A 23,067-nucleotide genomic window follows, 5' to 3' on the forward strand; every position below is an offset into this window, starting at 1 on the left:
CTACTGATCTTTTGAAGCACAACGCACAGGCGAGGAATCTCAGATGAGCGATGATGAACAGACAGCAATGATCCGCGAGACCGTCGCGAAATTCGTCGATCGCGAACTCATTCCGCTCGAGCCGCAATATCTGAAATCCCGACTGCCCGGCAGCGATCATCCGGAGCTCACCTCAGAGCACCGCAAGCGGCTGCGCGACGTCTCGAAGGAGCTCGGACTGTGGGGCCTCGATGCGCCCGAGGATCTCGGCGGCCACGACCTGCCGACGCGGACGATGGCGGCGGTGCACGAGGAGCTCGGCCGCAGCTGCGTGCCGTTCGTGCTGCCGCCGGACTCGCCGAACCTGCGCATGCTGCAGGCGGTCGGCACCGACGCGCAGAAGAAAAAATATCTGCAGCCCTATATCGAGGGCCGGATGGCATCGGCGATCGCGATTTCCGAGCCCGGCGCCGGCGGCGATCCCGCGGCCATGAAGACGCGCGCGGTGCTCGAAGGCGAGCAGTGGGTGCTGAACGGCCGCAAGATCTGGATCAGCAATGCGCGCGCCGCCGATTTCGTCATCGTGATGGCGCGGGTCGGTAACGATCAGCGCCAGGGCGGCATCACCTCCTTCATCGTCGAGAAGGGCACGGCGGGCTTCATCATCGAGCGAGAGATCCCGATGGTCGGCGGCGGCTCGACCTACGAGATCGTATTCGAGGATTGCCGCATCCCGAAGGACTCCGTGCTGGGCGAGGTCGGCAAGGGCTATGCGCCGATGCAGCTGCGCCTGCGCACGCGGCGGCTCGAGATGGGATCGACCTGCGTCGGCATCACCAAGCGCGCGCTCGACATGATGTGCGAGCACGCCAAGCAGCGCGAGACGTTCGGCGTCAAGCTCGCCGAACGCCAGGCGATCCAGTGGTGGATCGCAGATATCTCCACGCGCATGCATGCGTGCCGGCTGATGGTGCGCGAGGCCGCCGACAAGACCGATCGCGGCGAGGACATCCGCCACGAGGCCTCGATGATCAAGGTGTTCGCGACCGAAATGGCCTATGACGCCTGCGACCACGCCATGCAGACGCTCGGCGCGCTCGGTGTGACGCTGGAATTGCCGCTGAACGCGCTCTGGCAGAAGGCCCGGCTGATGCGGGTGTACGAAGGCCCGAGCGAGGTGCATCGCCAGGCGATCGCTCGCCGCGTGCTCGGCCTGCGCGGCGGCTAGAGGGCTCTCGGTCGTGACGGGCGGCACCGGGCCAAGCCACCACCTTACGCAGCCCGCACGTCGGAGAGGAAGCGGTTGACCTGGCCGGCGAGGTCCTTGGACTGCGTCGAGAGCTGCTCGGCTGCGCCCAGCACCTGGTTTGCCGCCGTGCCGGTGTCGTCGGCGGCGCGCTGCACGCCTGAGATATTGGAATTGACCTCCTGCGTGCCGCGCGCGGCTTCCTGAACGCTGCGCGAGATCTCCTTGGTCGCCGAGCCCTGTTCCTCGATCGCCGCGGCAATCGCGGTGCCGATCTGGTCGATCTCGGTGATGACGTCGACGACGCTGCGGATGGCAGTCACGGTCTCGTCGCTCGCGGTCTGGATCGCGGTGATCTGCTCGGAAATCTCCGTGGTCGCCTTCGCGGTCTGGCCGGCCAGCGACTTCACCTCCGACGCGACGACGGCAAAGCCGCGGCCGGCCTCGCCGGCGCGGGCCGCCTCGATGGTGGCGTTGAGCGCGAGCAGGTTGGTCTGTGCCGCGATGCTCTGGATCAGCGTCACGACGTCGCCGATCTTCTGGGCGCCCTCGGCCAGCGAGCGCGCGGTGTCGCCGGTGCGACGGGCATGGTCGACGGCACGCGCGGCGATCTCGGTCGAGGTGGCGACCTGACGGGCGATCTCCGAGATCGAGGAGGTCAGTTCCTCGGTCGCGCTTGCGACGGTCTGCACGTTGGTCGAGGTCTGATCCGACGCCGCGGCGACGACCGCGGCCTGGCGGTTGGTGGCGGTTGCGGTTGCCGACATCGATTGCGCCGTATCCTCCATCACCGAGGACGCCGCGGACAATCCGCCGACCAGTTCGGTCACCTTGGCTTCGAAGGCGCGGGTCAGATCATCGAGCACGCGGGCACGACGCATCTTGACGTCGTTCTCAGCTTCCTTCTCGGCCGCGAGGCGATCGGCTTCGATCCTGTTGTCCTTGAACACCTGAACGGCGGCGGCCATCGCGCCGATCTCGTCGTTGCGCGCGGCGCCCGGGATCGCCTCGGCGACGTCGCCCGCGGCGAGACGCGACATGCGGCCGGTGAGGGCGGCGATGGGATTGAGGATGCGGCGGCGGACCACGACGATGAGGCCGGCGCTGACGGCAATGACCGCGAGCAGCCCGATCAGCGCGATCACGAAGCTGAAGCGCGCCGACGAATAGGCGCTCGCGAGGACCTGCTCGGCATTCTCGTAAAACGCATCGCGCACGGCGATGATGGCAGCGAGGCCGATTTGCGATTCGGGGTAGTAGGTGTCGAGATCCTGCTCGTACTTGCCGGTCACCGCGCCTTCCTTGGCGAGCTTCAGCGCCTTGCCGAATCGCTCGACATAGTCGGCCTGCATCTTGCCGAGCGCGGTCATGACGTTCGCCGGCGTTGCCGGATTGTTGCGCAGCTCTTGCAGGGTCGAGAGGATTTGCTCGGTGCGGCCGGTCGAGCGATAGAGTTCCAGCTTCTCCGGCTCGGTCGCGACGCGCTTGGCACCGACCAGCGCCTTGTGCAGGCTCGCATTCAGGCCGCCGGTGTCGCGCAGCGTCCAGGCGACGTTGGCGTAGCTGGCCTGGCGATAGGCATTGCCGTCGAGGCCGGCGAGCCGGCGCACCTGCTCGTCGAGCAGCGTGGTGACACCGGCGTTGAACACGGAGTTGTCGGCGACGATCTTGCCGGCGGCCGCGCGGCGGGCATCGACCGGGCCGGCGATTGCAGCCGCAATGGCGTCGCGCAGCCCGGAAAACTTCGTCTTCAGCGCGTCGATCTCGCGCGCGACGGCCTCGCCATCGTCGAGCGATCCCGGCAGGGTGGCGCGCACCTGGTTGACCTTGGCGAGGGCACCGTCGGTCAGTTGACGCTGACGGTCGAGTTCAGCGATTTGCTTCGGATCGATCGTGCCAGCTGCGAGCAGCAGGTTGGTCGCGTAGCCACGCTCGGGGTTCATGTAGCGCGGGATGTCGCCAACGGCGCGGACGATCTCGAGCCGGCTCTGTGCGGTCGAGACCTTGTCCATGGTCTGGTACTTGGTCACCGCGACGTAGGCCGCCAAGCCACCGCCGACCGCGGACAAGGAGACGATCGCGGCCGTCAGGAGAGTACCGATTTTCATGGATGCGCGCCATTCTTGACGAGAGAGGGGAGGCCTCAACCGTACCAGGTGCGCATTAAGCTTGGGTTTATGATGCGGGAGCCGTGGCGGTCCCGCAGGTCTGTATTGTCCGAAAGTCGAGGGCGTGACGGTCAGTGCTCGTCGTCGTCAGCGCCCTTGGTCGCGGCGCGGTGTTGCGTCGCGGCGTTGGAGCCCGCTTCGCCACAAGGAAGCTGGGTCCAGGTACCGTCGGCGGCCTGCTGATAGGCCTGGCAGCCGGCCGAATTGGTGGTGGATTTCTCGTCGGCTTTCTGTCGCTCGGCACGCTTCGCCAGCGCTGGCGTGGCAAGGGCAGCGATGGCTGCAAGCGAGCTTGCGAAAACCAGCTTTGCGATCCGCATGTCGGGTTCTCCTTCTCGAAGCGAAAGCATATCCAGAAAAGAAATCTGGCGATTTTGGGCCGCGGCGAAGCGCCTGCGACGAATTGCTTAATGCCGGGAAAACGAGCCGGAACGCCGGTTAACACCTGCGCGCCGGGTCGCGGGACGGGCGTCGCAGTGCCGTGCTAGGATCGCCCCGTCATGACCCATCGCATTCTCGTTCTCTACGGCTCCTATCGCTCGGATCGCATGGGCATCCGGCTGGCGCATTTCGTCGTCGATGGCCTTCGCGGGCGCGGAGACGACGTCGAGCTGATCGACGCCAAGGAGGTCGGCCTGCCGATGCTCGACCGCATGTACAAAGAACATCCCAAGGGGCAGGCGCCGGCCGTGCTCGAAACGCTCGCTGGCAAGATTCGCGACGCCGACGGCTTCCTGTTCATCACCGGTGAATACAATTGGGGCATCCAGCCCGGGCTGAAGAACCTGACCGATCATTTCCTCGAGGAATGGTTTTGGCGTCCGGCGGCGATCGCGAGCTATTCGGCCGGGCGGTTTGCCGGGGCGCGCGCGGCGACCGCCTGGCACGGCACGCTGTCGGAGATGGGCATGGTGGTGGTGTCGAGCACGATCAGTGCGGGGCCGATCGCTCAGACCCTCTCGGCCGACGGCAAGCCGATCGGCGAGGGCGGCAAGTCGCTCGAACGAGCCTTTCCACGATTTGCCGACGACTTCACCTGGTGGATCGAAGCCGCCAAGGCACAGCGGGCGCGCAAGGCGCCGCCATACTGAGCGCAGGTCTGAACGTCCTTGGAGTTAAGGGATCATGAGCCTCTTCACATTGCCCTTCGATCCCGCGCACGAGGCAGCCCTCGTGACCGGCGCGGGCAACGGCATCGGCCGCGCCATCGCGCAGGCCCTGGTCGGCGAGGGTGTGCGCACGGTGTTCGCCGACCTGCATGAGGACAGGGTGTTGGCCGCGATCAAGGCCTCCCCGCGTCCTGAGCTCGCCGCGCCGTGGGTCGGCGATCTCGCGCAGCGCGCTGCGTGCGACGCCCTGCTGGCGCATGCGCAAAGCACGGTCGGGCAAGTGACGCATTTCGTCCACAGCGCTTCGCCGCCGCGCCGCGAGGCCGATCACGCGATGGCGGTCGATGAAGAAACCTGGCGGCAGATGCATGCGGTCAATCTCGATGCCGGCTTTCATTTGTCGCGCGAACTGGCGCGCAAGCTGATAGCGGCGAAGACGCCGGGCTCGTTGTTGCTGCTCACCTCGCTGCATGCCGGCACGCCGCGCAACCTGCCGCATTACTCGACGGCGAAGGCCGGCATGGCGATGCTGGTGAAGGAGCTTGCCAAGAGCTGGGGCTGCTACGGCATCCGTGTCAATGCGCTGGTGCCTGGCGCGATCGCGGCCGGCGGCTTCGTCGCCGATCCCGCGCTGGCAAAACACATTCCACTCGGGCGGCTTGGCCAGGCGGACGATCTCGCGCCGATGGCGCTCGCCGTGCTCTCGCACAAGCTCTCCGGCTACGTCACCGGCGCATCGATCGTGGTCGACGGCGGCCTGTCGCTGACCAACTGGTTCGCGCCGCCGGAGCTCGATTGAGGATTTTTGTTCGACGGGTTTTCTTCACGCGAACCGGGCCCAGTTCGCTCGAAAACGCTTTCTATTCCTTGGTCCTGATGTAGCCCGCAAGCCGCGTCTTCTGGTCTTGGCACCAAGTCGTCATGCTGCCGGCCCGGCGCTGGTCGAGGTCGGTGGTCTGGGTTGCGATCGCGACTTCGGTCATCAGGTCGTCGGGCTGCTTCTCGCCCATCTTGCCCCCGGTGTGCATGTAGGCGATCGCCTTGCGTACCTGCTCGGTGGTGCCGTCCGGCAGGTGCATGTCCTGCGCCCGTTGTACGAGGTCCTGATAGACGAGATCGGTGCCCGGGCACTCGACCTTGGCGGCAAAGGCCCGCAGCACCATCGTGACATAGGCCGCGCGCGGATCGGCGTGGGCCGGTGTTGCCGCGACAATCAGGCCGCCGATCAGCAGAGCGTAACGCATCGAATTCCTCCCGATGTTCTAGACATTTTGTCGCAAGGCTAGCGTCCGCGGGAACCGACTGCAACCGTCGGGACACACTTGCCCAGGGAACCGATCAAACAGCCGTGTTCCAGCCGAGGCTGCCACGATTTCAGCACGATTTCGGCAGCAAGTGCCACAAGTTGACGCAGGGGGAGAATGATCGTGTCGAAGTTGGGGCTTGCTGCGGTGCTGGTGGGTTCGCTTGCGCTTGGCGGCTGCATGCAGGCGACGCTGTCGCCGGTGACGGATGCGGCGATGACGCCGCGCGATCGGCAATTGCTGGCGCATCCGCCCTATGCGGAGACCAAGGTTCCGGATCAGTTCCAGCGCCACATTGTCGATTACACGCGGCGGGAACAGCCGGGTTCGATCCTGGTCGATACCGACGCGCGCTATCTCTATTACGTGCTGCCCGGCGGCAAGGCGATCCGTTACGGCGTCGCCGTCGGCGAGGAAGCGATGGCCTTCTCCGGTGTGGCCACCGTCGGCCGCTTGGCGGAGTGGCCGGATTGGGTTCCGACCCAGGATATCCAGGAGCGGCTCGGGCCGTATCCGAAGCGTGTCGCCGGTGGACCGGCCAATCCGCTGGGCGCCCGGGGCATCTATCTCTACCAGGGCAACAAGGACACGCTGTATCGCATCCACGGCACCAACCAGCCCGAATATATCGGGCAGGCGATCTCGTCGGGCTGCATCCGCATGACCAACGCCGATGTCATCGACCTCTACCAGCGGGTCAAGCCGGGCGCGACCGTGGTCGTGCTGCCGCCGGGACAGAGCGCGTAACTCGCATTTAAGGCGCACGGCGGCCGATCGCGCTATCGCGATCGGCCGCGCTTTTTTCAGCCGCTAATCAGCCTTCAGCGCAGCGGCATCGGCGGCCGAACCACCGGGCCGTTGTCGTCAGCGTCAACAACACTGGACTGCGGTTGCACCGGTCGCGGTGCCGCGGCAGCCTGCGGGGCGGGCGCCGGCAATGGCGCCGCAGATGACGGCGGCGGGATATAGGCCTGCGCCGGTCGGCGTACCGGGGGCGGAGCAAAGGCCGTGCGAGCAGCCGTCGGCGGTGGTGTGATCGCGGCGCGAGGGCGCGGCGTCACCGGCCGTGGTTCGGCGGCTCTGGTCTCGGTCGTCCTTGCGACACGCTGCGCCAACTGATCCTGGCTCGCCTTGAGCTGATCGATGCTGGTCTTGAGCTGCTCGATCTGCTGTCCCATCGACGCGAGATCGCGCGCCATCGACTGCAACAACTGCGTCTGGTCAGGCGCGGTTGCAGCGGCAGCCAGCGTCGTCGGGGTTGCAGGCGCGACCGGTGCTGCCGCGGCAGCCGGTGCTGCGGCTGGAGCCGGCTGTGCTGCGGCAACGTCCTGTGGCGCAGCGGCCGGACCGGCCTCAGCTGGCTGATCAGCGGCTGCCGCTTGCGCGACGGGCGGGCTCGTCTGGTCGGGAGCGGCGGTCGTTTTGCCAGGCAGCAGCGACGTCAGGGCTTCGACCTGAGGCACGTACTCCGCCACCATCTGCTTGACGCGATGTCCGTAGTGCTGCCACGCCGCGGTGCCCATCGCGCCGGCGATCGCGAACACGAACCAGAAAGCGCGGATCGCCCATTTGTTGGTGGGGCGCGGCCCGCGCTCCAGTCTGATGTCGTCCAGTCTGCCGTCATGGCTTGCGGCGCTATACTCCGGCGCCGCTGGTATCGGCGCAACCGGCGGCACCGAGGCGACCGCAGCGGCAGATGCGATCGATGGCGTGGACGAGGGTGCGAGGCTCGTGCCGAAATACGGCTCCCGGAGCGCTCCCTTGCCGGCAGGTGCCGGCGCAGCGGCGGCGTTGTCCGGGCGTGCCGGCGCGAAGCTAGGTTCGATCGCGAAAATATCGTGCGGATCTGCGTCTTTCAGTGTGGATTGCATGGCGGTCCCCGTTTCAGTCCAAGGTCAACCGCAAATGGGCGGCCGGCAAATTTCGCTCTGTATCGACCCCTGGCCCTGACCCCACGACTCCAGTCCGGTTTGACCAAAGCATGGCGAGAGGGTGGAGAGGTTGGGGAGTTTCGGGAACCGATCCTGGGAACCGATCCTGGAGCTGGTACCGGCATCGGCACGCTCACCGCCCGGAGGGCCTCCCTACTGGGTTGTGTTGCACATCCATCACACCCAAGGGGAAATCGCATCGCGCAAGTTGTGTCCCGCCGCATTCTGCCTCCGTTCCGCCCCGATGGATTCGGCTGATAGGCAATGTTGGATTTTCGGCTTGGGCTGGGGGCGCGAGTTGGGGGTGCAACATGTCACGCGACGATGCAGTCATCTCGTACGTCGGCGTCAAACGCAGCGCGCGCTGCGCTGCGCCCCCGATCCTGTTTTCGCATGCACGAAAGCCGCTCCAGCTGTTCGCCGTCGTGATCGGGGCGGCGTCGCTTGCGGCCTGCGCGCAGTCCTCGGTCGTCAGCGAGCGATCGCAGGCGCTCGCCAGCCGGCCGGTCTCGATCGAACCGATACGGGCTGCGTCATCTGCACCGCGCACACGCGTCGCAACGGCGCGTTCACACAGGCCTTATGCCGCGCGCAAAGCCGGCGGCACGAAGGTCGCATCGCAAGGGGTCGCCAGCTTCTACAACGAAGCACAGCCCACCGCGAGCGGTGAAAAATTCGACGGGCGCGAACTGACTGCCGCGCATCCGACATTGCCGTTCGGCACCAGGCTGCGTGTCACCGACGTCAAGACCGGCCGTTCAGTCACGGTGCGCGTCAATGACCGCGGACCCTATGTCCCCGGACGCATCGTCGACGTCTCTTACTCTGCCGCGCAGTCGCTCGGCATGATCGGCAAGGGTGTCGCGAATGTCAGGCTTGACGTTGTCGAGTGAGGTGCGCCGAACAGGCCGGGTTCGGGATTTTTGCCTGCCGGATCGGGAAAAAGTCCCGGTCTTGCGCACGCTTTAATCCTGTTGTCCGCACCACCCGTCCAAATAGAATGAATGCCGCTACTTCCCGCGCACTCCTTTTCCAGGCGCGTGGATTTCTGCCCAATGAACCTTCCCCGCCTTGGCGCCTCTCCAAGGCGGGGTTTTTGTTTCGGGTCCATGCGCGCCGCATGCGTTGACAGCGCGGGCCGGAGCCATAACCTCCGTTCAGCTTTCGGAGGACGGCCCATGCCAGACAACAACCAGGAAACTGACGGCTTCGCGTTGGGTCGGCCATCTCGGCGCGGGGCGTTGCAGTTGTTCCTGGGCGGCGCCGCCGTCCTGCTCGCGCCGGACGGAGGCTTCGGCACGGTGACGACCGCGCAGGCTGAGACCGCCTTTGCCGATGGGCTGTCGCGCGGCCGGCCGGACGAGCAGGGCATCGCGCCATCCGAGATCCTGGATTTCCTCGACGAGGTCGACCGCCAGGGCTACGAGCTGCACAGCTTCATGCTCTGGCGCAACGGCAAAGTGGTCGCGGAGGGCTGGTGGTCGCCTTACCGTGCCGATCGCAACCACATGATGCATTCGCTGACCAAGAGCGTCACGGTGTGCGCGGTCGGGCTCGCCGTGGTCGACCAGCGCTTCGGTCTGCAGGACAAGGCGGTCTCGTTCTTCAAGGACAAGCTGCCGTCTGTCGTCGACGACAAACTCGCGGCGATGACGGTCGAAGACCTCCTGACCATGCGCACGGGCCATGCGTCGATGACCTCGGGGTCGGCGTGGCGGCCGATCAAGACCAGTTGGGTCGCCGAGTTCTTCAAGATTCCGGTCGTCTACCAGCCTGGCACCAAATGGGTCTACACCTCGGCTGCGACCTATCTGCTGTCTGCAATCGTGACGAAGACGACCGGCGAGACGGTGGCAGACTATCTGAAGCCGCGGCTGTTCGATCCGCTCGGAATTTCGGGCTATGAATGGCCGGTCGGGCCGGAAGGCATCTCGCCCGGCGCCAACGGCCTGAGCTGGAAGACGGTCGATTGCCTCAAGCTCGGAATCCTCCACGCGCAGAATGGCATGTGGGACGGCAAGCAAGTGCTGCCGGCCGATTGGGTTGCGGCGGTACAGCGGCCGCACGTCAAGGATATCTATGGCTATCAATGGTGGATCGGGCCCGAGACGTTCTACGCCGACGGCCTGTTCGACCAGCTCAGCTTCGTATTTCCCAAGCACAATGCGGTGCTCGCGATCACCGCCGGCATTCCGCAGCGCAGCGGTTTCAACAAGCTGGTGTTCCGGCATTTTCCGGCGATGTTCGGAGGCGCCGTGGCGAAGAATGATGCCGCTGCGGACACGCTGAAGGCGCGGACTGCCGCCTTGCAGTTGCTGCCGACCTTGGTGCCGGCATCGTCACCGGTTGCAGCGGAGATCTCCGGCAAGACCTGGCACATGCCGGAGAATGCCGATGCGATCAAGTCGGTCGCTCTCGCCTTCGCCGACAAGACTTGCACCTTCACGCTCGAGGACGGCAGAGGCACGCACCGCGTTGAGGTTGGTCTCGATGCGCCGCGCGAGGGCACCACGACGATGACCGGCAACAAGCTGCATCACGAGTACCAGCCCGACGTCATGCGCGTGGTTGCGAGCGGCTGCTGGCGTGATCTGCGCACCTTCGTGATGACCTGGACCTTCGTCGAATCAGCATTCCGCGATACCGTGACGTGCACCTTCGAGGGACCGCAGATGCGGTTCGCGCGCAGCGTCAACGTCAACTCGTCGGCGCTGGATATGCCGACCTTGATGAGCAAGTTGGCGTAGGCGCGACCGCACGTTGCGCTCCGCCGTATCTTGCGGCGGCGCTTCCACCAAATTGTCACACTCCCAGCGAATTGCGGCCCAAAGCCGCTGCCAACAACCGCCGAACGGACTACGTCGGCGAGGGACAAGCGTTGGCCTACAAGATGATCGCAGAACGCGAGAACGAAACGGTCAGAATCGAGCGGGAGAGCACCTTCATCATCGTCGCCAAGGCCAAGGTCTGGGCGAGCGAGGGATGGCAGGTGGTGATCACCGACAAGGACGGAAAATCATATCCGCCCGAGGAATTCGACAAGCTGCTCGCGGCGTAATGCTAAAGCGCGATGAGCATCGCGCTTTAGCGCTTCGTTTGAGCATGATCTTTCCGGAAAACCGCTTCGCGCTTCTTCGGATCATGCGTCAGCGCTGCGCTGACACCAGCATCATCATCGGCCGTTCGAGTTCGTCGGCCAGTTCGGGCACCGCCTTGATCTGCTCCCGTGTCGGAGAGAATTCCTCGACATGGCGAAGCGTGAAGCCGGCGCCGATCAGCGCGTTGAGCGTGGTGCCGATGGTGCGGTGATATTTCAGCACGCCTTTCACATACCAGTCGGTCCGGCGTTCGCCTTCGGCGAAGTAGCGGTTGACCGGCCAGGTCTTGCGGCCGTCTTGGTCCTGTCCCCAGTCCGGGTGGGCGGCCGCCATGTAGACCGGATGCTCGATGGTGAAGACCAGATGCCCCTCGGGGAGGAGGGTGCGGTAGAGCATGCGCGCCAAACGATCGAAGTCCATGACGTAGTGGAAGGTGAGGGCGCTGTAGGCGAGATCGAACGTGGCCCTCGGCAGCTCCAGCGTTTCGAGGTCGGCGATCTCATAGGTGATGGCCGGGTCCTGCGTCATGGCCGCGGCGCGGGCGATCATGTTCTGCGAGAGGTCGACGCCGAGCACGTCGGATGCGCCTTGCTCCCGCACCCAGCGCGACACCCAGCCGAAGCCGCAGCCGAGATCGACCACGCGCTTGCCCGCGATGTCAGGCAGCATGGCGCGGATCGCGGGCCATTCGGGTGCGCCGAGCAACCCGCGGACCTGCCGCGGCAACTGGCTGTAGCCGGCGAAGAAGCCGGGATCGTCATAGATGTTCTGCGCCATCGGTCCGGCAGCTCGGGAAGGAGCGGAGTCCGCCTCTCTGTATCCGCCGCCGCAGCCCGTGGGAACTGCTGATTCCGTCGCGCCGGCCGGGATGCTGGAACCAGACGCGGCGTTCGGTGGTTTTGATGTCAGTCCGCGGGACGCGCGGTCACGCCTGTCCCTACGGCATTCGGCAGCAGAGGAGAGCGCCATGATAGCCGAGATGCAGATCCACACCATCGCGCGGCAGATGTTGCTGAAGCATGGCCCGCAGGCGATCGCCCAGGCCGCGCAGAACGCCGTGGCCTGCGAGAGCAAGGGCGAGACCGAAGACGCGCGCGACTGGCGCCATATCGAGGATGCCATGAAGATGATGCGCGGACCGCATCAGAGCTGACCGCCGCAAGCCACGATGCCTGATCGAAAGATCCGGCGTTGCGCGCTGGACCGTTCGAGTTGCGAACCCCAAGGCCGCTTGCCTTCGCCGGAAATTCCGGGAACTCTATCCAGGCAAGCAGCAGACAAATTCTATTTGGGGGAATTCGCCATGACCTTTTCACTCTACGACGCGACCGTTGCCAACTATCTGCAGATCCTCGGCGCCACCTCGAGCTTTCTCGACAAGAGCCTTGCGCATTTCAAGGAAAACGGCATCGATCCGGCCGAAATCGTCGAGACCCGGTTGTTTCCGGACATGTTGCCGTTCCGCTTTCAGGTGGTCTCGCTCGCGCATCACTCCCGCGGGGCGATGGAGGCCGCGAAGAACGGGGTGTTCGTCCCGCCGTCCGGCAAGCCCGATCTGGATTACGCCGGACTGCAGGCATTGGTGAAGGACGCGCAGAGCGAATTGTCCGGCCTGACGCCGGATGCGGTCAATGCGTTGCTTGGGCGCGAGGTGATGTTCAAGCTCGGAGAGCGGTCGATGCCGTTCACGGTTGAAGGATTCCTGATGTCGTTCTCGCTGCCGAACTTCTTCTTCCATTCGACCACCGCCTACGACATCCTCCGCCACAAGGGCGCGCCGCTTGGCAAGCGCGACTTCATTGGCCGCTTGAATCTGAAGAAGTGATCGGGCCACGCGCCAGCTGGTGTTGCAGAGCCGCACGCAGCAAGATCAGGACCGCGCGCGGACGGGCGCGATCAGTTGAACCCCAAGCCTGCGGACGCTAGCCCGCGCTGCGCCACTGCGGCACGGGATCGAGCGGCGTGCGGTAGAGTTCGCGCCGGTCAATGTCGGTGACGCGCACGGCGCAGCCGCACGCCTTCAGTTCCGGCTTGACCTGCGACAGCTCATTGGCGAGCTGATCGGCGCGATCAGAGGCGAGGCTGATGTCTTCGAGGATGATCGTTCCTTGATTGCGGAACTCGTCCCCCACCACGAGATCGAAGGTGTAGTACGGCATTCCGAAGTCTCCGTTTCGGTTTGCATCACAGGGTAACACTGAGTCGCGCATTTCCTAAGATGCGTGGCGCACAATCGTCGAGCGATCGGTGCAAAAACGATGTGCAGCGCATCAGGCACGATAAACGACGAAGCATGCGCGGCACGGCGAAGGACCCTGGGATCCAGCTCACTGCCAGGCCGTTAAGATTTGATTAAAACTGTCGTCGCAAGCTCGAGACCAAGTGGAATGGCAGCGGAACCGGACTCCGGGAACCGGCAGCTGCAGGAGAAGGCCGGTGGCGTAACGCCCGCCGGCCTTTTCTCGTCGCGGATGCCCTGACACTAGTCGCGCAGCCCCGCCTGCCGCCTGGCACGGCACTTCGGGCCGGGCCCGCGCATGTAATACAGTTCGGGGCGATAGGGATTGATGACGCCATCGATCAGCGCGACGCAGCGCGCAACGAGGCGGGAGAGGCGCCGCCGCAGGGGTTGCAGGGCAAGTTCCATCGACGTCATGGCGCGCCCTCAGTGCAGTTCGCCGAGGACGGCGGTGAACGGCAGCTCGAAGATCTCGGTCCCGATATCGTCGGTGACGTGGACCGCCCAGTTGCGCCAGTCCTCCGCGCTCGGGGTCATTACAAAGCTGCGCGCCAGCTGCTCCGCATGCACCCGCGCTTCCGCGAGATCCATCGCGGCGCCGATGCGATCCATGATGACGTGTTTGTCGTCGGAGCAGTGGAAGAAAACTGCAGACATATTCCGATTCCCATGCCGAAGCGATTCTGTCACGCTGACATAGCAGTGCGCGCAGGCACGGAGAATCCGGATGATCCCCCATCGGTAAACTACGGGGAATCCAAACGATTTTAATCACGCGGCCGTGATCGGTGCGTGATGTCAGAAGATCGGCTCGCCGATCGCCACCTCGCTGCGCGGGCCGAGCACGATCACCTGGCCTCCGGCATCCTTGGCTCCGAGGATCAGCAGTTCCGAGGTGAAACCCGCGATGTTCTTCGCACCGAGATTACAGACGCACACGACCAGCGAGCCGACCAGCGCCGCCGGGTCATAATTCGTGATCTGCGCACTCGACCACATGATCCGCTCCGCGCCGACGTCGACCGCGACCTTGTAGGACGGATTGCGGGCGCGCGGAAACGGCTGCACCTCGACGACCTTGCCGATCCTGATATCGAGGCCGGCGAAGTCGTCGTAGCTGGCTTGCGGCTTGAGCGGGGACATCAGCGCTCCTGAAATGCGAGGCGGACGCCGAGCGCGATATAGATCGTGCCGACCACGCGGCCCTGCCACTGCCCGATGCGGCGATGCCGCCTGATCCACGGGCTGATCTGGCCGGCGGCGAGCGCGAGCAGCGAGGTGTAGGCCGCGCTCATCGCGACGAAGATCAGGCCGAGGGTCGCGAACTGCGCGACGGCGGAACCCTGAACGGGATGGACGAACTGCGGCAGGAAGGCGAGGAAGAACAGCGCGGTCTTCGGATTGAGCATTTCCGCCCAGACCGCCTGCCGGAAGGCGCGACGCGGATCGACCGGCTGCGCCGCCGGCATATGCAGGTCGTCATTCTTCTCGAACAGGGCGCGGACGCCGAGCCCGATCAGGTAGATCACGCCGGCATATTTGACGATCGAGAACGCGAGCGCAGAGGTCATCAACACGGCGGACAGGCCGAACGTCGCCATCGCGGTGTGGACGAGGTCGCCGAGCGCGATGCCGAACCCGGTCGCGACGCCGACGCGCGGCCCGCCCGTCATCGACCGCGCGAGCACCAGCAGCACGGCTGGCCCGGGAATCAGGAACAGGCCGAGCACGACGGCGGCGTAGGTGACGAGGGTGGTAATGTCGATCATGTCGTTTGTTCCTGAAGTCTCATTTGCAGGGCGGGTTAGCGTGAGCGTAACCCGCCGCTGTCGTATCGTGAACAGATGGCGGATTACGCCTGCGGCCAATCCGCCCTACAGTTTGATGGCGATCGCCGCGAAGCGCGGCTTCGGATCCAGCATCACGCCGGCGCTTTCGACGATGCGCATTTCCTCGGTTCCTCGCTGCGCCGTGCGCACCAGCACGCCGTGGATGCTTGACGCGGCATGGCTGAGCGCGTCCGACGTCGCCAGGCCACGGACGCAGGCGGCGACGAACAGTGCGGCGAACAGGTCGCCGGTGCCGGACGGGCTGATCGGGACGCGCGGCGTCCGCACGCGCCAGGCGCAAATCTTGTCGGCTTGAGTGCGCTCAATCGCAAGGGTCTCGATCTCGCCGTCAGGCGTGCCGGCAAGCTCGGCGCTGGTGATGACGATGGTCGCAGGTCCCCGCGCCGTCAGCGCGCGGGCCTGCGCGATGACGTCATCGATCGTCGTCACGCGCGCGCCGCAGAGGAATTCGAACTCGAAATGGTTGGGCGTGATGATGTCGGCCAGCGGACAGAGCTGGTCGCGCACCAGCGGCGGGATGTCTGGTCGTACGAACATGCCGCGGTCGCGGTCGCCGAGCACGGGATCGCAGCAATAGAGCAGGGCGGGGTTCGCCGCTTTGGCGCGGGTGACGAAATCGGCAACGTCGAGGGCAATGTCGGCCGAGCCGAGATAGCCCGACAGGATCATCCGCGCGGCCTCGACCGCACCGCGCTCCTCGATGCCGCGCAAGAGGTCGGCGACCAGCTGCACGTCAAGCACCCGGCCTCGAATGGTCGGATAGCCCGGCCGGTTGCTGAGCAGCGTGGTCGGCACGGCAACGACGTCGATGCCGTGCAGCTGGATCGGAAAGGTGGCTGCGCTGTTGCCGACATGGCCCCAGGCGACCTGCGACTGGATCGAGATGACCGTCATGTTTTCCGCATCAACCGAACAGCGCGGCGTAGATGACGTAGAGCCAGCCCAGGATACCGTGGATGATCGCCCACAGGATCGAATGATTCTTGGTGTAGGAGATCGCAATCGCCAGCGCCGAGCCGAACCCCACACCGTATTTCGCGCCCTCGACGCGGACGCCGTAATATCGATTGCCGTTCATGGTGATCCTTCCAGCGGGAGGGCGTGATTGGTGACAGCGTAGCCTGTCCGTTGCGGCCAATTCAACGGCGCATCGTGGCTTTGCGCAGGGATGACAGGGTAAGTTCGCATTCGAATGTCAAACAACTTGTTCGGTGTCATCACCCGCGCATGCGGGTGATCCGGTATTCCAGAGACGCCAGTACTTGAGCCGAGAGGTCGCGGCGTACTGGGTCGCCCGGTCCTGTCTACGCCAAGGCTTCGACGAGGCCACGAATCCCTGGCACGCCGGAGCTTTAGCGAAGGCGGCAAGCCGGGCGATGACAACAGATGGGGTGGGGACGCAGCTTTGCATTCTCGCGACATCATTTGCCCGATTCTTGCTTCTCGTTTCGCGGCTCTGAGAACAGCTCGAGCCTTGGCCGTCACGTTCCGATCAATCGAATGTGTCGAACCGAGCCGCAGGACATGCGAATTCGCCTCGTCGCAGTGGAATAACCGGGCAGCGCCGCCCGTCATGGTAGCAGCGAAAATGCTTCAGCAGACCGGCGAGATGGTCCCGTCCTGTTGAATCCAGCAGGAGACGCTCGATGACCACGATCACATACGTCGCGGCGGGCTTGCTCGCCCTCGCCATGCTGACGACATCGGCAATGGCACGCGAAGTCCCGGCGGCCGGCCCATACGCATTCGTGAAGAGCCATCCCGCCGCCAGCCGCTGGGGCGGTTTGCCGCGCATACCGGCTCCACACTTCGGTGACGCCGAGGCGCTGCCGCGGGATCAGCCCGGCGGCGTCTGCGACCACGGCGACAACGCCATGATCTGCTGAGCCGGACTGTGCATGGCGGTGATCTCCGGCGAAAGTTGCGCTAGCCTCGCTGGGTCGTCTCCCTCCAGCCGCGAGCGCCGCCGCCATGCACATCCTCCGTCCCCAATTTCGCATCGAGGAAGACCGCGCGCTGGCGTTTGCGGCGTCGCGCGGTTTCGGCGCAGTCGTCGCCGCCGATGCACGCGGTCCGCGGGCGTCTCATGTGCCCTTCGTCATCGAGCGGCGCGAAGATCGCGTGGTCGTGCAGATCCATCTCACCGCGAAGAACCCACTGGTCGAACTCGCTGATGGTACGCGGCGCTTCCTCTTGATCGTCTCCGGCGACGACGCGTACATCTCGAACGACTGGTACGCGTCCGGTGACAACGTCTCCACCTGGCTTTACGAGGCTGTGCATTTGTCCGGCGTTGCGCATCCGCGCGAACACGGCGAGAACCGCCGCCACGGCGACGCGCTGCTCGCGGTATCCGAGGCGCGGCTGCCGAAACAGCCCTGGGACCTCACGCAGATGGAGCCTGGCAAGCGCGAACAGATGCTGGCGGGGATCAGGGTGATCGATATCGTCGTCGACGAGATCGACGGCCAGTCAAAGCTCAATCAGCACAAGAGCGATGCGGACTATGTCGCGCTGGTCAATCGCCTGGCGCAGGCGGAGGAGACGGCAAGCCAAAGGCTCGCGGAGAAGATGCGCGGGCTGCGGCCGGAGCTCGAGTACGGGAAGGAGCTTGCGGTACGAGATGCGCCTGCGGAGCAGGGGATCAGCACTTCGAACGATGAGAAGCCAAAGCTCATCCTTCAATCCGGAACTCATCGGGGCCAGAGCGGACCCGCTGCCGATTTACCGCCTGCGAAGCCAATCCGGACTCAAGAGCAGCTCGAGCCGCTGGCGCGACAGGTCGCTTCAAATCTGGAACTCATGGAGCGATTTCGCAACACGGTCGGCTCGAGCGATCGAGAGCGCGGCTTGGCGATGATAGATGAGATCTGGACGTTCTCGAAGAGCATTGATCCCAGCGTTTCGCATCCAGAGGCCACTCGCATGACTCTCGTTCTGTTGAAGATTGTCGAGCAGGAGCGAGTATCAGAGTCTGAATAGCGGCAGTAGCCGTAGGGGGTAGGCATACAAAGCCTATCAGCATCAAAAGTGCAACGTGCTGTTAAGACTTGCTTCGCGTCAATTTCTCGATTCCGATTCGTTCTTTGCGAACAAAATGGAGTCGGATGGGGAACATAGTCAGGGCGCGGCATGCAGGAAGCTCGCGACCTCGCAGTTGAATCGATCCGCCTGCTCGACATTGAGGATGTGAACGCCGGGCAGCAGAACGAGCTTTGCATCGGCGATCGTCGCGGCGATCGCCTTGCTGTGACTGGCCCGTGTAACGGTGTCGCTCTCGCCGCCGATGACGAGCGTCGGCGCAGCGATCTGCGAGATGGTGCGGCGAAGATCGACATCGCGCAGTGCGGCGTAACAGCCGGCGAGGCCGCGCGGCGGGGTGGTGAGCACCATGTTGCGGAATTCGTCGATAACCTCATTCGGCTCATCCAGCATCGTCGCGGGAAACCAGTTGCGCATGAAGCCGTCTGCGATTCCGTCCATATCGCTGGCTGCCAGGACCGCGCGGATCTGGTCGTCGAACGGCAGTTCCGACGCAAGATAGGATGCGGTGTTCGAGAGGATCAGGCGATCGATGCGTTCGGGCGCGAAGATGCCGAGCCACTGCCCGATGAAGCCGCCGAGCGACAGGCCGAGGAAATGTGCGCGATCGATCTCGAGAGTGTCGAGCAGTTCGACCACGTCGCGGCCGAGCCGATCCATCGAATAGGCGCCCACGGGCGCGTCTGAACCGCCGTGACCGCGGGTGTCGTAGCGGAGCAGGCGAAAGGAGCGGCTGAGGGCCGGCACTGAGCGGTCCCACATGTGCAGGTTCGTGGCGATCGAGTTCGACAGCGCGAGCACCGGCCGATTGTCGGGACCGTCAATACGGTACGCAATCCGGCAGCCGTCGCCCGTCGTGAAGTGTTGATCCCTGCTCATCTCGCTTGTCCCTTCTGCTGGTGGAAGCCGCCAGGCTTCGCGTCAGGCCAAGCTAGGACTGGTCCTTCGGAAGAAAAATTACTAAGATTGACCAGTCTTGTTAGGTTTTGTGGACAATGGATCATATCAAGCTCCACGATTTGCGCTGCTTTGATGCTGTCGCGACGAAAGGAAGCTTTCAGGCCGCCGGAACCGCTCTGAACCGGTCACATCCATCGGTGTTCGCGGCGGTCGCCCGGCTCGAGCAGCAGCTAGGCCTTACGCTGTTCGATCGCAGCGGATACCGCGTTGGGCTGACGGACGCCGGTCGGACGTTTCACGAGCGTGCGCAGCTGACGCTGCGCGAGCTCGATCTGCTGCAGAGCTATGCCGACCAACTTGTCAGCGGAGACGAGGTCGTGCTGCGTGTCGTCATCGGCGACCTGTGCCCACGGCCGCCCGTCCTGCAAATGCTCTCCGGGTTCTTTGCCCGGTATCCAAGGACGCGCCTGCAGCTGGAATATGAGGCTGTCGGGGGGCCGCTTGAGCGCTTGAGCGCGGGCGAGGCCGACCTCGTGTTTCATCACGCCGACCCGTCGGATCCGCGCTTCGAACAAATCAAACTCGCAACCACGGCAATGGTGCCGGTCGTCGCTCCCGGGTTTCTGCCATTCGCGCGGACGCGTGAGATCACGCCGGAGCGGATGCGCCCCTTCACGCAGTGCGTCATCCGCGACACGGCGCGGCAACCGTCGTCGGAAAGCTTCTTCCTGATCGAGGGTGCCCATCAGTGTAGCGTGCCGGACCATGCGATGAAGAAGGAGCTGATCCTTCATGGTCTCGCCTGGGGCCATCTGCCGGCGTGGCTGATCGAGGATGAAATCAGGGATGGCCGACTGATCAGCATCGCCGGACCGAATTTTCCGGGCCGCGCGGAAAATCTGGCGGCAGTCCGTCATCGCCGGCATTCGCACGGACCGGTCGCGCAAGCACTTTGGCTTCAGCTCGACGACTGGCGGCTCACTTGGCGCGCAGGGCAGGTGACCCGACGCGTCCGCGCAAGGCGCAACCGATGACGGGCTCACCGTTGCCCTACGGCGTGGAGAGATGGCAGGATTGCGCTTGCGCTCAACCGTCCTGTAAAATGCGTCGGCAAACCTGTTGTTAAGAATCGCTTCGCGCTGATTTTTCGATTCCGATTCGTTCTCCGCGAACAAACTTGAGTCGGATCGGGAACGTGGCCGCGGCACGCCTGATCGCTTGATCTGTGAAGCAACTGAACGCAATGCGGCCGAAGTGCCCCGCGATATTCCGCGCGGAGAGCAATTATCCCATCCCGGTACAACATCGGTTGTTCTGACGCGGCGGATGCACACGTCTTGTTAAGGCTTGGGCAGCGCCGATTTGCTCGATTCCGATTCGTTCTTCGTGAACAAATTGGAGTCAGATGAAGAACGGGGTTGTGGCGCGCGATGCGTTTCTCTGCTCCACTCGGTGCGGACGAGAGAGAGCGAATTGATGGCCAGGGAAGCGAGCAAGACAACACGCAAGAAAGCGAAGAAGCCCGCGTCGCGTCGAACGGTGCTGGCGATCGACATCGGCGGCACCCATGTGAAGGTCATGACCGACAAGGAACGCATCAGGCGCGAGTTCGAGTCAGGTCCAACTCTATCCGCCACCGTGATGGTGCGTCAGGTCAAGGCGCTGACCAAGGACTGGTCCTACGACGTGATCTCGATCGGCTATCCCGGACCGGTGGTTCACAACCGTCCGCTGACGGAGCCGCACAATCTCGGCCGCGGCTGGGCCGGCTTCGATTTTCACAGTGCGTTCGGCCGGCCCGTCAAGGTCGTCAACGATGCGCTGATGCAGGCGATCGGCAGCTATCAGGGCGGGCGGATGCTGTTTCTCGGCCTCGGTACCGGGCTTGGCTCCGCGATGATCGTGGACGGCGTTTACGAGCCGATGGAGCTCGGTCATTTGCCCTATCGCAAGGACGAGACATTCGAGGACTATGTCGGCGCGGCCGGCCTCGAGCGGCGCGGCCGGAAGAAATGGCGCAAGAGCGTCGACGACGTCATCGCGCGGCTGTCGGCGGCGCTGGAGCCCGATTACATCGTGCTCGGCGGCGGCAATGCCGACAAGGTCGACAACCCGCCGCCCAAGGTGAGGTTCGGCGACAACGCCAACGCGTTCGAAGGCGGCTTCCGGATGTGGAAGAAGGTTGCGCGCAAGGCGCGCAGTGCGCGTCGGTGAAACTGGAACTGCCACCAAATTGCCTTAACTGCTGAAGTTTCGCGCTGCTCCGTAGCCGCTGTTCCTGGAACTGAACGGGTGCGCCGCTCGTTTTATGCGGCATAACATCCCGTTCCATGAGGAGTGACTGATGCGAACCTTCATTATTCCCGCCATTGCGGCGTTGGCGATCGGCGCAGCGACGCCGGCGATGGCCTATGATTCCGGCAGCCAGATCTCGATGGAGGCAGCTCTCGACGTCGCGACCAATCTCGGCGTCGTGACCGTATCCAACACCAAGTTCCTCGGCGATGAGTGGGAGGTCGAGGGCCGCGACCGGCTCGGTCGCTGGATGCAGGTCGATGTCGACGCGCGGACCGGCGAGGTCCGCAACGTGGATCGCGGCTGGTAGCCGCGCATTCACCGCTGCGTGAGCAGCTCGCGTCAGCTATCGGTCCCGATGTCATCAGCAAAGTGACATCACGCACCCACGATGCGAGCTACGGTTTTTGAACGGCCGGCGGCGCAGGGCGCACGCCGGCCGTACGTTATCCAGACATGTCTCCGCCGTGCTTTGGCCGAATGGCACAAAGGTGGAGTATGCTTGCGGCAGATTCTTAAGGGCCTGCCGCCCGTGCGACGGTCCCTCGAGACGTTCCGATATTGAGAAAGTGGAGACCGGCCATGGTAAAACCGTTTCCGTCCAGAACCCACATCGGCAATCACCTGCTGCATCCGGAAACCCAGATGCTGAACTACGGCTACGATCCGCAGCTGTCGGAGGGCGCCGTCAAGCCGCCGGTGTTCCTGACCTCGACCTTCGTGTTCCGGACCGCCGAGGACGGCAAGGACTTTTTCGATTTCGTCGCGGGCCGGCGTGAGCCTCCGGAAGGCATGGGGGCCGGGCTGGTCTATTCGCGCTTCAATCATCCGAACAGCGAGATCGTAGAGGACCGGCTTGCAATCTACGAGCGCACCGAGAGCTGTGCGCTGTTCTCCTCCGGCATGTCGGCGATCTCGACCACGGTGCTCGCCTTCGCGCGGCCAGGCGACGTGATCCTGCATTCGCAGCCGCTCTATGGCGGCACCGAGACGCTGTTCACCAGGACGCTGGCGGGCTTTTCGATTCATGCGGTGGGCTTTGCCGACGGCCTCGACGAGACCATCGTCCGCGCCGCGGCTGACGAGGCGATGAAGAAGGGGCGCGTCGCGATGATCTTCATTGAAACGCCGGCTAATCCGACCAACGGCCAGGTCGATATTGCGCTGACCCGGCGGGTGGCCGACATGATCGGCAAGGCGCAGGGCTTTACGCCGATTATCGCCTGCGACAACACGCTGCTCGGGCCGGTGTTTCAGCGCCCGATCGAGCATGGCGCCGACCTGTCGCTGTACTCGCTGACCAAATATGTCGGCGGCCATTCCGATCTGATCGCGGGCGCGGCGCTCGGCTCGAAGAAGCTGATGAAGGACGTCAAGGCGCTGCGCGGCGCGATCGGCACCCAGCTCGATCCGCATTCCTGCTGGATGATCAGCCGCTCGCTGGAAACGCTCAGCCTGCGCATGGAGAAGGCTGACCGCAATGCGCTGATCGTCGCCGACTATCTGCGCGACCATCCCAAGGTGGCGCAGGTGCATTATCTCGGCCATCACGACGCGGCGTCCCCTGCCGGGCGTGTGTTCGCCAGCCAAAGCAGCGGCGCCGGCTCGACCTTCTCGTTCGACATCGTCGGCGGGCAGGAGGCGGCGGAGAAGTTTCTCAACGCGCTGCAAATCTTCAAGCTCGCGGTGAGCCTCGGGGGGACCGAGTCGCTCGCGAGCCTGCCGGCCACCATGACGCATTCCGGCGTGCCCGCCAATATCCGCAAGCGAATCGGGGTGCTTGATACGACGATCCGGCTCTCGATCGGGATCGAGCACCCGTCCGATCTGGTGGCCGACATCGCGCAGGCGTTGAGCAGGGTGTGAGCGTGCAGGTATCGCCTCGCTCCGCCCATCCTGCGGCTAC

The 23,067-nt window shown here is 64.4% G+C and carries 27 protein-coding genes and 1 pseudogene; 15 read left to right on the plus strand and 13 right to left on the minus strand.

Annotated elements, in window-relative coordinates; genetic code table 11:
* Positions 1-43 precede the first annotated feature (43 nt).
* Positions 44-1,207 carry an acyl-CoA dehydrogenase family protein gene (locus ABIB78_RS05905; protein ID WP_429022499.1) on the plus strand — a complete coding sequence of 388 codons (1,164 nt, stop codon included), beginning with the start codon at positions 44-46 and terminating at the stop codon, positions 1,205-1,207.
* Between the two features lie 44 nt (positions 1,208-1,251).
* Here ABIB78_RS05905 and ABIB78_RS05910 read toward each other — a convergent pair whose 3' ends face one another.
* Complete coding sequence (locus ABIB78_RS05910) at positions 1,252-3,333, minus strand: methyl-accepting chemotaxis protein (protein ID WP_429022501.1); 2,082 nt, start codon at positions 3,331-3,333, stop codon at positions 1,252-1,254.
* A 131-nt stretch (positions 3,334-3,464) separates the two neighbouring features.
* Positions 3,465-3,713, minus strand: coding sequence for a hypothetical protein (locus tag ABIB78_RS05915; RefSeq protein ID WP_429022503.1), 249 nt, complete (start codon positions 3,711-3,713; stop codon positions 3,465-3,467).
* A gap of 180 nt (positions 3,714-3,893) precedes the next feature.
* Between ABIB78_RS05915 and ABIB78_RS05920 the strand changes: the two genes are divergently transcribed.
* Entirely contained in the window at positions 3,894-4,484 is a 591-nt protein-coding gene (locus ABIB78_RS05920; RefSeq protein ID WP_429022504.1) for an NADPH-dependent FMN reductase, read from the plus strand.
* A 34-nt stretch (positions 4,485-4,518) separates the two neighbouring features.
* Positions 4,519-5,301, plus strand: a complete 783-nt coding sequence (locus tag ABIB78_RS05925; RefSeq protein WP_429022506.1) for an SDR family NAD(P)-dependent oxidoreductase — start codon at positions 4,519-4,521, stop codon at positions 5,299-5,301.
* Between the two features lie 61 nt (positions 5,302-5,362).
* Here ABIB78_RS05925 and ABIB78_RS05930 read toward each other — a convergent pair whose 3' ends face one another.
* The gene (locus tag ABIB78_RS05930; RefSeq protein WP_429022508.1) at positions 5,363-5,746 is read right to left on the minus strand and encodes a hypothetical protein; all 384 of its coding nucleotides are present in this window, start codon (positions 5,744-5,746) and stop codon (positions 5,363-5,365) included.
* Between the two features lie 177 nt (positions 5,747-5,923).
* On the opposite strand from ABIB78_RS05930, the gene ABIB78_RS05935 reads away from it, so the two are divergent.
* Positions 5,924-6,553, plus strand: coding sequence for a L,D-transpeptidase (locus ABIB78_RS05935; protein WP_429022511.1), 630 nt, complete (start codon positions 5,924-5,926; stop codon positions 6,551-6,553).
* Between the two features lie 74 nt (positions 6,554-6,627).
* On the opposite strand, the gene ABIB78_RS05940 is transcribed toward ABIB78_RS05935, so the two are convergent.
* Positions 6,628-7,677: a hypothetical protein gene (locus ABIB78_RS05940; protein ID WP_429022514.1), complete on the minus strand. Its 1,050-nt coding sequence runs from the start codon at positions 7,675-7,677 to the stop codon at positions 6,628-6,630.
* 371 nt (positions 7,678-8,048) lie between these two features.
* Between ABIB78_RS05940 and ABIB78_RS05945 the strand changes: the two genes are divergently transcribed.
* The 3 genes from ABIB78_RS05945 (at position 8,049) to ABIB78_RS05955 (ending at position 10,795) form a co-directional block, all read left to right on the plus strand.
* Positions 8,049-8,630, plus strand: a complete 582-nt coding sequence (locus tag ABIB78_RS05945) for a septal ring lytic transglycosylase RlpA family protein (RefSeq protein ID WP_429022517.1) — start codon at positions 8,049-8,051, stop codon at positions 8,628-8,630.
* A gap of 285 nt (positions 8,631-8,915) precedes the next feature.
* Positions 8,916-10,484: a serine hydrolase domain-containing protein gene (locus tag ABIB78_RS05950; protein WP_429022520.1), complete on the plus strand. Its 1,569-nt coding sequence runs from the start codon at positions 8,916-8,918 to the stop codon at positions 10,482-10,484.
* A gap of 131 nt (positions 10,485-10,615) precedes the next feature.
* A complete protein-coding gene (locus tag ABIB78_RS05955) occupies positions 10,616-10,795 on the plus strand; it encodes a hypothetical protein (RefSeq protein WP_029082211.1) in 180 nt (59 codons plus the stop codon).
* Between the two features lie 88 nt (positions 10,796-10,883).
* Here ABIB78_RS05955 and ABIB78_RS05960 read toward each other — a convergent pair whose 3' ends face one another.
* Entirely contained in the window at positions 10,884-11,612 is a 729-nt protein-coding gene (locus ABIB78_RS05960; protein ID WP_429022524.1) for a class I SAM-dependent methyltransferase, read from the minus strand.
* A 190-nt stretch (positions 11,613-11,802) separates the two neighbouring features.
* Here ABIB78_RS05960 and ABIB78_RS05965 point away from each other — a divergent pair, with 190 nt between their 5' ends.
* Positions 11,803-11,988, plus strand: a complete 186-nt coding sequence (locus tag ABIB78_RS05965) for a hypothetical protein (RefSeq protein WP_429022527.1) — start codon at positions 11,803-11,805, stop codon at positions 11,986-11,988.
* Positions 11,989-12,138: 150 nt separating this feature from the next.
* A complete protein-coding gene (locus ABIB78_RS05970; protein WP_429022529.1) occupies positions 12,139-12,660 on the plus strand; it encodes a DUF1993 domain-containing protein in 522 nt (173 codons plus the stop codon).
* Between the two features lie 97 nt (positions 12,661-12,757).
* Here ABIB78_RS05970 and ABIB78_RS05975 read toward each other — a convergent pair whose 3' ends face one another.
* The 7 genes from ABIB78_RS05975 to ABIB78_RS06005 all read right to left on the minus strand — a co-directional run bounded on the left by ABIB78_RS05975 (position 12,758) and on the right by ABIB78_RS06005 (position 16,002).
* On the minus strand, positions 12,758-12,994 hold the full coding sequence (locus ABIB78_RS05975) for a hypothetical protein (protein ID WP_429022531.1): 237 nt from the start codon (positions 12,992-12,994) through the stop codon (positions 12,758-12,760).
* A 323-nt stretch (positions 12,995-13,317) separates the two neighbouring features.
* Positions 13,318-13,491 (minus strand): hypothetical protein, encoded by a 174-nt coding sequence (locus ABIB78_RS05980; protein WP_429022533.1) that lies wholly within the window; start codon positions 13,489-13,491, stop codon positions 13,318-13,320.
* Positions 13,492-13,500: 9 nt separating this feature from the next.
* Positions 13,501-13,731, minus strand: a complete 231-nt coding sequence (locus ABIB78_RS05985) for a DUF6894 family protein (protein ID WP_429022535.1) — start codon at positions 13,729-13,731, stop codon at positions 13,501-13,503.
* 141 nt (positions 13,732-13,872) lie between these two features.
* On the minus strand, positions 13,873-14,217 hold the full coding sequence (locus ABIB78_RS05990; protein ID WP_429022538.1) for a tRNA-binding protein: 345 nt from the start codon (positions 14,215-14,217) through the stop codon (positions 13,873-13,875).
* A complete protein-coding gene (locus ABIB78_RS05995; protein WP_429022541.1) occupies positions 14,217-14,843 on the minus strand; it encodes a LysE family translocator in 627 nt (208 codons plus the stop codon). Before ABIB78_RS05995 ends, ABIB78_RS05990 begins: the two co-directional genes overlap by 1 nt.
* 105 nt (positions 14,844-14,948) lie before the next feature.
* Positions 14,949-15,818, minus strand: a complete 870-nt coding sequence (gene pdxY, locus ABIB78_RS06000; protein ID WP_429022544.1) for a pyridoxal kinase PdxY — start codon at positions 15,816-15,818, stop codon at positions 14,949-14,951.
* 10 nt (positions 15,819-15,828) lie between these two features.
* Positions 15,829-16,002 (minus strand): hypothetical protein, encoded by a 174-nt coding sequence (locus ABIB78_RS06005; protein WP_016840760.1) that lies wholly within the window; start codon positions 16,000-16,002, stop codon positions 15,829-15,831.
* Between the two features lie 568 nt (positions 16,003-16,570).
* Here ABIB78_RS06005 and ABIB78_RS06010 point away from each other — a divergent pair.
* Both ABIB78_RS06010 and ABIB78_RS06015 read left to right on the plus strand, forming a co-directional pair.
* Positions 16,571-16,810, plus strand: a complete 240-nt coding sequence (locus tag ABIB78_RS06010; protein ID WP_429022546.1) for a hypothetical protein — start codon at positions 16,571-16,573, stop codon at positions 16,808-16,810.
* 85 nt (positions 16,811-16,895) lie between these two features.
* Positions 16,896-17,525 (plus strand): annotated as a pseudogene (locus ABIB78_RS06015) (FMN-binding negative transcriptional regulator); the annotation flags it as partial.
* Between the two features lie 519 nt (positions 17,526-18,044).
* Here the strand turns inward: ABIB78_RS06015 and ABIB78_RS06020 are convergent.
* The gene (locus tag ABIB78_RS06020) at positions 18,045-18,845 is read right to left on the minus strand and encodes an alpha/beta fold hydrolase (protein ID WP_429022548.1); all 801 of its coding nucleotides are present in this window, start codon (positions 18,843-18,845) and stop codon (positions 18,045-18,047) included.
* Between the two features lie 116 nt (positions 18,846-18,961).
* On the opposite strand from ABIB78_RS06020, the gene ABIB78_RS06025 reads away from it, so the two are divergent.
* From ABIB78_RS06025 to ABIB78_RS06040, 4 genes are all read left to right on the plus strand, one after another.
* A complete protein-coding gene (locus ABIB78_RS06025; RefSeq protein ID WP_429022550.1) occupies positions 18,962-19,900 on the plus strand; it encodes a LysR family transcriptional regulator in 939 nt (312 codons plus the stop codon).
* A 442-nt stretch (positions 19,901-20,342) separates the two neighbouring features.
* The gene (locus ABIB78_RS06030; RefSeq protein ID WP_429022552.1) at positions 20,343-21,080 is read left to right on the plus strand and encodes an ROK family protein; all 738 of its coding nucleotides are present in this window, start codon (positions 20,343-20,345) and stop codon (positions 21,078-21,080) included.
* Positions 21,081-21,210: 130 nt separating this feature from the next.
* Positions 21,211-21,471, plus strand: a complete 261-nt coding sequence (locus ABIB78_RS06035) for a PepSY domain-containing protein (protein WP_429022555.1) — start codon at positions 21,211-21,213, stop codon at positions 21,469-21,471.
* Between the two features lie 272 nt (positions 21,472-21,743).
* Positions 21,744-23,027: a cystathionine gamma-synthase family protein gene (locus ABIB78_RS06040; RefSeq protein ID WP_429022558.1), complete on the plus strand. Its 1,284-nt coding sequence runs from the start codon at positions 21,744-21,746 to the stop codon at positions 23,025-23,027.
* Positions 23,028-23,067 lie beyond the last annotated feature (40 nt).

This window comes from Bradyrhizobium sp. I1.14.4 (assembly GCF_050435825.1).
Taxonomy (GTDB): domain Bacteria; phylum Pseudomonadota; class Alphaproteobacteria; order Rhizobiales; family Xanthobacteraceae; genus Bradyrhizobium.